At 53.5% G+C, this 6673-nt stretch carries 7 protein-coding genes; 1 reads left to right on the forward strand and 6 read right to left on the reverse strand.

Annotated features, from left to right (window positions below):
* Positions 1–102: 102 nt before the first annotated feature.
* The 6 genes from proS to metN form a co-directional block, all read right to left on the reverse strand.
* The gene (proS, locus tag ACH1XZ_RS22535; RefSeq protein ID WP_395597237.1) at positions 103–1821 is read right to left on the reverse strand and encodes a proline--tRNA ligase; all 1719 of its coding nucleotides are present in this window, start codon (positions 1819–1821) and stop codon (positions 103–105) included.
* A 113-nt stretch (positions 1822–1934) separates the two neighbouring features.
* Positions 1935–2642 (reverse strand): tRNA (N6-threonylcarbamoyladenosine(37)-N6)-methyltransferase TrmO, encoded by a 708-nt coding sequence (tsaA, locus tag ACH1XZ_RS22540; RefSeq protein ID WP_395597238.1) that lies wholly within the window; start codon positions 2640–2642, stop codon positions 1935–1937.
* Positions 2639–3043 (reverse strand): Rcs stress response system protein RcsF, encoded by a 405-nt coding sequence (rcsF, locus tag ACH1XZ_RS22545; RefSeq protein ID WP_395597239.1) that lies wholly within the window; start codon positions 3041–3043, stop codon positions 2639–2641. The genes tsaA and rcsF overlap by 4 nt, the downstream gene beginning before the upstream one ends.
* 113 nt (positions 3044–3156) lie before the next feature.
* Positions 3157–3972 carry a methionine ABC transporter substrate-binding lipoprotein MetQ gene (metQ, locus tag ACH1XZ_RS22550; protein WP_035891986.1) on the reverse strand — a complete coding sequence of 272 codons (816 nt, stop codon included), beginning with the start codon at positions 3970–3972 and terminating at the stop codon, positions 3157–3159.
* A 41-nt stretch (positions 3973–4013) separates the two neighbouring features.
* Positions 4014–4667, reverse strand: coding sequence for a methionine ABC transporter permease MetI (locus tag ACH1XZ_RS22555; RefSeq protein WP_035891987.1), 654 nt, complete (start codon positions 4665–4667; stop codon positions 4014–4016).
* Positions 4660–5691 carry a methionine ABC transporter ATP-binding protein MetN gene (metN, locus tag ACH1XZ_RS22560; RefSeq protein ID WP_395597240.1) on the reverse strand — a complete coding sequence of 344 codons (1032 nt, stop codon included), beginning with the start codon at positions 5689–5691 and terminating at the stop codon, positions 4660–4662. The genes ACH1XZ_RS22555 and metN overlap by 8 nt, the downstream gene beginning before the upstream one ends.
* A gap of 188 nt (positions 5692–5879) precedes the next feature.
* On the opposite strand from metN, the gene gmhB reads away from it, so the two are divergent.
* On the forward strand, positions 5880–6443 hold the full coding sequence (gene gmhB, locus ACH1XZ_RS22565; RefSeq protein WP_333499059.1) for a D-glycero-beta-D-manno-heptose 1,7-bisphosphate 7-phosphatase: 564 nt from the start codon (positions 5880–5882) through the stop codon (positions 6441–6443).
* Positions 6444–6673: the final 230 nt, after the last annotated feature.

The following is a 6673-nucleotide window of genomic DNA, read 5'->3' on the forward strand; positions in this document are numbered from 1 at the left end:
CGCCTTACCCGGCCTACAACGATAAAAAAAGCCTCGCAAATGCGAGGCTTTTTGTCGACCGGACGAGGCGTTAACGCCGACTCCGGGAGGGCATCGAACGAGTTAGCCCTTAATAGCGTTAACCAGGTAATCAACGATGTCGCCGGTTTTAATCAGCTGCTTCTCGCCGTTACGACGGTATTTGTATTCGATATCGTCGTTATCGAGGTTACGGTCACCCAGCACGATGGTGTGAGGAATACCGATAAGCTCCATATCCGCGAACATCACGCCAGGGCGCTCTTTACGGTCGTCCATCAGCACTTCGATACCCTGTGCACGCAGTTCAGCGTAAAGCTTCTCAGCCAGCTCCTGAACACGGTAGGATTTGTGCATGTTCATTGGCAGAATGGCAACCTGGAATGGTGCAATGGCGTCTGGCCATACGATACCGCGGTCGTCAAAGTTCTGCTCAATAGCAGCGGCAACCACACGAGTTACACCGATACCGTAGCAGCCCATGGTCAGGATCTGGTTGCGGCCATCCTCGCCCTGTACGGAGGCTTTCATCGCTTCGGAGTACTTAGTACCCAACTGGAAGATGTGGCCCACTTCGATACCGCGTTTAATCAGCAGCGTGCCTTTACCGTCTGGGCTTGGGTCGCCAGCGACAACGTTACGGATGTCAGCCACTTCTGGCGTCGCCACGTCGCGATCCCAGTTGATGCCGAAGTAGTGCTTACCGTCGATGTTAGCACCGGCCGCGAAATCGCTCATCACGGCGACGGTACGGTCGATAATCACCGGAATTGGCATATTGACTGGGCCGAGGGAGCCTGGACCGGCTTTCACCAGCGCACGAATTTCTTCTTCAGTGGCGAAGGTCAGCGGGCTTGCAACCTGCGGCAGTTTTTCTGCTTTGACTTCGTTCAGTTCGTGATCGCCGCGAACCAGCAGGGCAACCAGCGGAGACTTGCTGCCTTCCACCGCTTTCACCAGCAGGGTTTTCACGGTTTTCTCGATTGGCAGATTGAACTGCTCAACCAGCTCGGCGATGGTTTTCGCGTTCGGCGTATCAACCAGCGTCATTTCCTGCGTTGCTGCTGCACGTGGTTCTTTTGGTGCCACTGCTTCAGCGAACTCGATGTTTGCCGCGTAGTCGGAGGAGTCAGAGAAGATCACATCGTCTTCGCCGCTCTGCGCCAGTACCTGGAATTCATGGGAAGCGCTACCGCCGATAGAACCGGTGTCAGCCTGTACCGCACGGAAATCCAGACCCATACGGCTGAAGATTTTGCTGTAGGCCGCATACATCGCGTCGTAGGTTTCCTGCAGGGATTCCTGAGAAGTATGGAAAGAGTAAGCATCTTTCATCAGGAATTCGCGGGAACGCATCACGCCGAAGCGTGGACGCACTTCGTCACGGAATTTGGTCTGGATCTGGTAGAAGTTCAGCGGCAGCTGTTTGTAAGAGCTCAGCTCGTTACGAATCAGGTCGGTGATGACTTCTTCGTGGGTTGGACCCAGAACGAATGGACGATCGCCACGGTCTGCAATGCGCAGAAGTTCCGGGCCGTACTGTTCCCAACGACCGCTCTCTTCCCAGAGTTCAGAAGGCTGAACTACCGGCATTAACACCTCGATAGCACCGGCGTTGTTCATCTCTTCACGCACGATCTTTTCGACTTTTCTCAGGACGCGCACGCCGGTCGGCAGCCAGGTGTATAACCCGGAGGCCAGCTTGCGGATCATCCCGGCGCGCAGCATCAGCTGGTGGCTGATAACCTCGGCGTCGGCAGGTGTCTCCTTCAGAGTGGAGAGCAGGTATTGGCTAGTACGCATGTTGTTACGGTTCCAGTTGAACGATCGAACAGGCTCAAGTCGAGCCTGGCACAAAAACAAAAGTGATTTAGTTTACCAGCGAGAAAGGGATGTCAAAAGAGAGCGCGGTGAAATTACCGGGCTTCCAGTGCAAAGACCTCAAATCCTGACGGTGTTACGCGCCAGCGGACGTTAAAGTCCAGCAGCCAGACGGCGTAGGTCTTTCCTTCTTCCTCGTTCTTACGATAGGCCGGACGCGGGTCCTGGGCCAGTACTTCGGCAATAAAACGACGTAAATGCGGGTAGCGTTTTTCCAGACCGATAAGCTGCTGGGCAATGTCATCGCTGAAGGTGACCTCAACATTGGCCTGCGGCGCATCCTGAGCGTAGCTGGCGCGAGCGTCAGGAAGCGACTCGGCGAAGGGTAAGTAGGGCTTAATATCGACTACCGGCGTACCGTCCACTAAATCGAGCCCACCGAGCTCCAGAATGACGTGCTCTTTCTGGCAGCGAACGCCACGCAGCTCAACCAGCGACATCCCGATAGGGTTTGGGCGGAAGGTGGAGCGGGTGGCAAAGACGCCCATCCGTGCATTTCCGCCGAGGCGGGGTGGTCGCACTGTGGGACGCCAGCCGCCTTCCATCGTCTGATGGAAGACGAACAGTACCCATAAATGGCTGAATGCTTCCAGACCGCGCACGGCGTCGGCCTGGTTGTACGGAGGCAGCAGATGCAGCTCGCCACTACAGCTTTTGACCAGCCCTGGTTGGCGAGGTACGGCAAACTTCTCTTTATAAGGAGAGCGGATAACGCCTATTTGTTCAAATGCGAATGGGCTCATTGCGCGCTGACGTTAAGGGCTGAACCTACGCAGACCGCTTGACGGTAGCAACCCGGCGTGCCGCTGGTGACTTCACAGCTGTGCAGCAGTACCGCATTGGCCTTCATTTTAGAGGCGTTGATCTGCATGCGCTTACGTGCCGTTGGGATATTTGGTGGGGAATCCTGATTAGTGCCCTGGCATGAGTCACCGGAAACTTCGCCCAGATCGCGGAACGGCTTACCGACCAGATCTTCAGCGTTGGTGATAATTCTCACCGGCGTAGCGCGTGGCGCTTTCGGTTTCGCGGTCTCCGTTTTCGCGGGGGTCGCAGTGCTTTGAATGGGTTCAACAGGAGATCTGTTTAGCATGGAACAGCCACCTAACAGGAGTGCTAATAAACAGACCGGTAAAGCACGCATAGTAATTCCTCTATTATAAAGGGTAGACCAGGGGGCTATTGAATCAGGTGCTTGCATAAATGACAAGACGGGCATGTGCCCGTCTTGAAAGATACTGCTTAGCGGTATTGCGATTACCAGCCTTTAACAGCGCCGCCGTTAAAGATCTTGTTCGCCGCTTCGTACACTTCGTCAGACTGGTAAGCCTGTACGAATTTCTTCACGTTTTCAGCGTCTTTGTTATCTTCACGCGTAACGATCAGGTTCACGTACGGAGAGTCTTTGCCTTCAACGAAGATACCGTCTTTCGCTGGAGTCAGGTTGATCTGGCTGGCGTAAGTGGTGTTGATAACGGCCAGGGCAATCTGCGCATCGTCCAGAGAACGTGGCAGCTGTGGTGCTTCCAGCTCAACAATCTTCAGGTTTTTCGGGTTCTCGGTGATGTCCAGCGCGGTTGGCAGCAGACCCACGTCATCTTTCAGTTTGATCAGGCCCACTTGTTGCAGCAGCAGCAGGGAACGGCCAAGGTTGGTCGGGTCGTTTGGTACCGCAATCTGGGAGCCCGGCTGCAGTTCATCCAGAGATTTGATTTTCTTGGAGTAGCCCGCGATTGGGTAAACGAAGGTGTTACCTACGGAAACCAGTTTGTAGCCGCGGTCTTTAATCTGCTGATCAAGATACGGTTTGTGCTGGAAGGCGTTGGCGTCGATGTCGCCTTTGCTCAGCGCTTCGTTCGGCAGAACGTAATCGTTGAAGGTAACCAGCTCAACGTCCAGGCCATATTTTTCTTTTGCTACTTTCTGTGCAACTTCAGCAACCTGCTGTTCTGCACCGACAATTACGCCGACTTTAATGTGGTTTGGATCTTTCTCGTCCTGGCCGCAACCAACAAGTGCCAGAGAACCAATCAGGGCCCCAACTGCCGCAAAGGTTTTAAAATTGAACGCCATGCTTAATATCCTTAAACTTTTGAGTTGTGTTGTGTGTAACGCTATTTATGAGTGACTGCTCGAACGATACGATCGCCAGATACTTGAATTAAATAAACCAGAACGACCAGCAATACCAGTACTGTATTCATCACGACCGCATTATATCCAATGTAGCCGTACTGATAGCCAATCTGCCCCAGACCGCCCGCACCGACGGCACCGCCCATTGCGGAGTAGCCAACCAGCGTAATCAGGGTGATGGTTGCCGCATTGACCAGACCTGGCAGCGCTTCCGGCAACAGGACTTTACGGACGATCTGCATCGGCGTGGCACCCATTGCGCGGGACGCTTCAATCAGCCCGGTAGGGATTTCCAGCAGGGCGTTTTCCACCATACGTGCAATAAACGGTGCTGCACCGACCGTCAGCGGAACGATTGCCGCCTGCAGGCCGATAGAGGTACCAACAATAATGCGGGTAAATGGAATCATCCATACCAGCAGGATAATGAACGGGATGGAGCGGAAGATATTCACCAACGCAGAAAGCACACGGTAAAGCTTGCCGTTCTCAATGATTTGCCCCGGACGCGTGGTATATAGAAGCACGCCGACCGGCAGACCAATCACGAAGCCGAAAAAGCCCGACACGAATGTCATTGCCAGCGTTTCCCAGACGCCGCGCGCCAGTAACCACATCATGGCTTCAGACATAACCCAGTACCTCTACTTTTACATGGTGTTGCTGCAGCCAGGCGATGGCCGCTTGCGTATCTTCAGGGGTGCCGTGCATTTCTGTCAGCATAATGCCGAACTTCACGCCGCCCGCGTAATCCATCTGCGCGCTAATAATGTTGTTGTTCACGTTAAAGCGACGTGCGGTTTCCGACAGCAGCGGAGCATCGACCGAATGGCCGGTAAACTCCATACGCAGCATCGGTACGCTATCGGCAGTCTGTGCTTCTTTAAGACGCGCCTGGTAATCTTCTGGAATATCCAGATGCAGCGTGGACTGAATAAATTGCTGTGCCAGCGGCGTCTTCGGATGAGAGAAGACTTCGCTCACCGTATCTTGCTCGATAAGCTCACCGTTGCTGATAACCGCAACACAGTCACAGATGCGCTTTACCACATCCATTTCGTGGGTGATGAGTAGAATCGTCAGACCCAGGCGACGGTTGATGTCTTTCAGCAGTTCGAGGATGGAGCGAGTGGTTGCCGGGTCCAGCGCGCTGGTGGCTTCATCACACAGCAGAACCTTCGGGTTGCTGGCCAGAGCACGGGCAATCGCTACGCGCTGTTTTTGCCCACCGGACAGGTTCGCCGGATAGCTATCATGCTTGTCGCCCAGACCCACGAGGTCCAGCAGCTCAGTGACGCGACGCTTCACTTCTTCTTTAGGCGTATTATCGAGTTCCAGCGGCAGCGCAACGTTGCCAAATACCGTGCGTGAAGAGAGCAGGTTGAAGTGCTGGAAGATCATGCCAATCTGGCGACGCGCTTTAGTCAGCGCCGCTTCGGACAGTGCGGTAAGTTCCTGGCCGCCAACCTGAACGCTGCCTTCGGTCGGGCGTTCAAGCAGGTTGACGCAGCGAATCAGCGTACTTTTACCTGCACCGGATGCGCCAATGACGCCATAAATTTGTCCCGCAGGCACGTGCAGGCTAACGTTGTTCAGCGCCTGAATTGTGCGGTGGCCCTGTTGGAACACCTTGGTGATATTCGAAAGTTTAATCATTAGATTATTTATTATCGGTTAGGAGTTATCCGTGGCATTTTCTTCTGCCAGAGACGGGCGATGACCGTCAACAAAACGGATGTTAAGGCATCTAGACGGCTAAATCAATCTGATTTATGCGATCGGCGCTTTCTTGCCTGTCGAAACATGCGATACTAAAGATACAAGCCTTAATCAGGAGCAACACGGTGGCAAAGTCTGTACCCGCAATTTTTCTCGATCGTGACGGCACGATTAATGTCGATCATGGCTACGTACATGAAATCGATGAGTTTGAGTTTATTGATGGCGTCATCGACGCTATGCGCGAATTAAAAGAGATGGGCTATGCGCTGGTGCTGGTGACTAACCAGTCCGGTATTGCTCGCGGGAAGTTCACCGAAGCGCAGTTTGAAACGCTGACGGAATGGATGGACTGGTCTCTGGCTGACCGTGGCGTTGACCTGGACGGCATCTATTATTGCCCGCATCATCCGCAGGGAACAGTAGAAGAATATCGCCAGGTATGTGATTGCCGTAAACCACACCCGGGAATGTTCAAATCCGCGCAGGAGTTTCTGCACATTGATATGGCTTCTTCTTATATGGTGGGTGATAAAGTAGAAGACATGCAGGCGGCTACGGCGGCGAACGTAGGTACTAAAGTACTGGTGCGTACGGGCAAACCTGTCACCGAGGAAGCGGAAAAGGCCGCGGATTGGGTGATTAATAGCCTTGCAGACCTGCCTGCGGCTATCAAAAAGCAGAAATAAACGACGAAAAGGCGAAAAGGTGAGCGGTTGAAAGAAAAATGCATTTTTCCTCTTGTCAGCCTGAATTAACTCCCTATAATGCGGCCCCACTGAGACGGAACAACGGCAAACAAGCCGCCGGGTCAGCGAGGTTCTCCTGAGAATCTCGACAGAGAAAAGCGAAATTAAACGCTTGACTCTGAAAGAGGAAAGCGTAATATACGCCACCTCGCAACAGTGAGCGAAAGCCG

This window comes from Kluyvera chengduensis (assembly GCF_044197065.1).
Taxonomy (GTDB): Bacteria; Pseudomonadota; Gammaproteobacteria; order Enterobacterales; family Enterobacteriaceae; genus Kluyvera; species Kluyvera ascorbata_C.

Coding starts and splice junctions, on each gene's coding strand:
- metN (WP_395597240.1), bottom strand. CDS start 5,691: ATGATTAAACTTTCGAATATCACCAAGGTGTTCCAACAGGGCCACCGC.
- rcsF (WP_395597239.1), bottom strand. CDS start 3,043: ATGCGTGCTTTACCGGTCTGTTTATTAGCACTCCTGTTAGGTGGCTGT.
- metQ (WP_035891986.1), bottom strand. CDS start 3,972: ATGGCGTTCAATTTTAAAACCTTTGCGGCAGTTGGGGCCCTGATTGGT.
- proS (WP_395597237.1), bottom strand. CDS start 1,821: ATGCGTACTAGCCAATACCTGCTCTCCACTCTGAAGGAGACACCTGCC.
- tsaA (WP_395597238.1), bottom strand. CDS start 2,642: ATGAGCCCATTCGCATTTGAACAAATAGGCGTTATCCGCTCTCCTTAT.
- ACH1XZ_RS22555 (WP_035891987.1), bottom strand. CDS start 4,667: ATGTCTGAAGCCATGATGTGGTTACTGGCGCGCGGCGTCTGGGAAACG.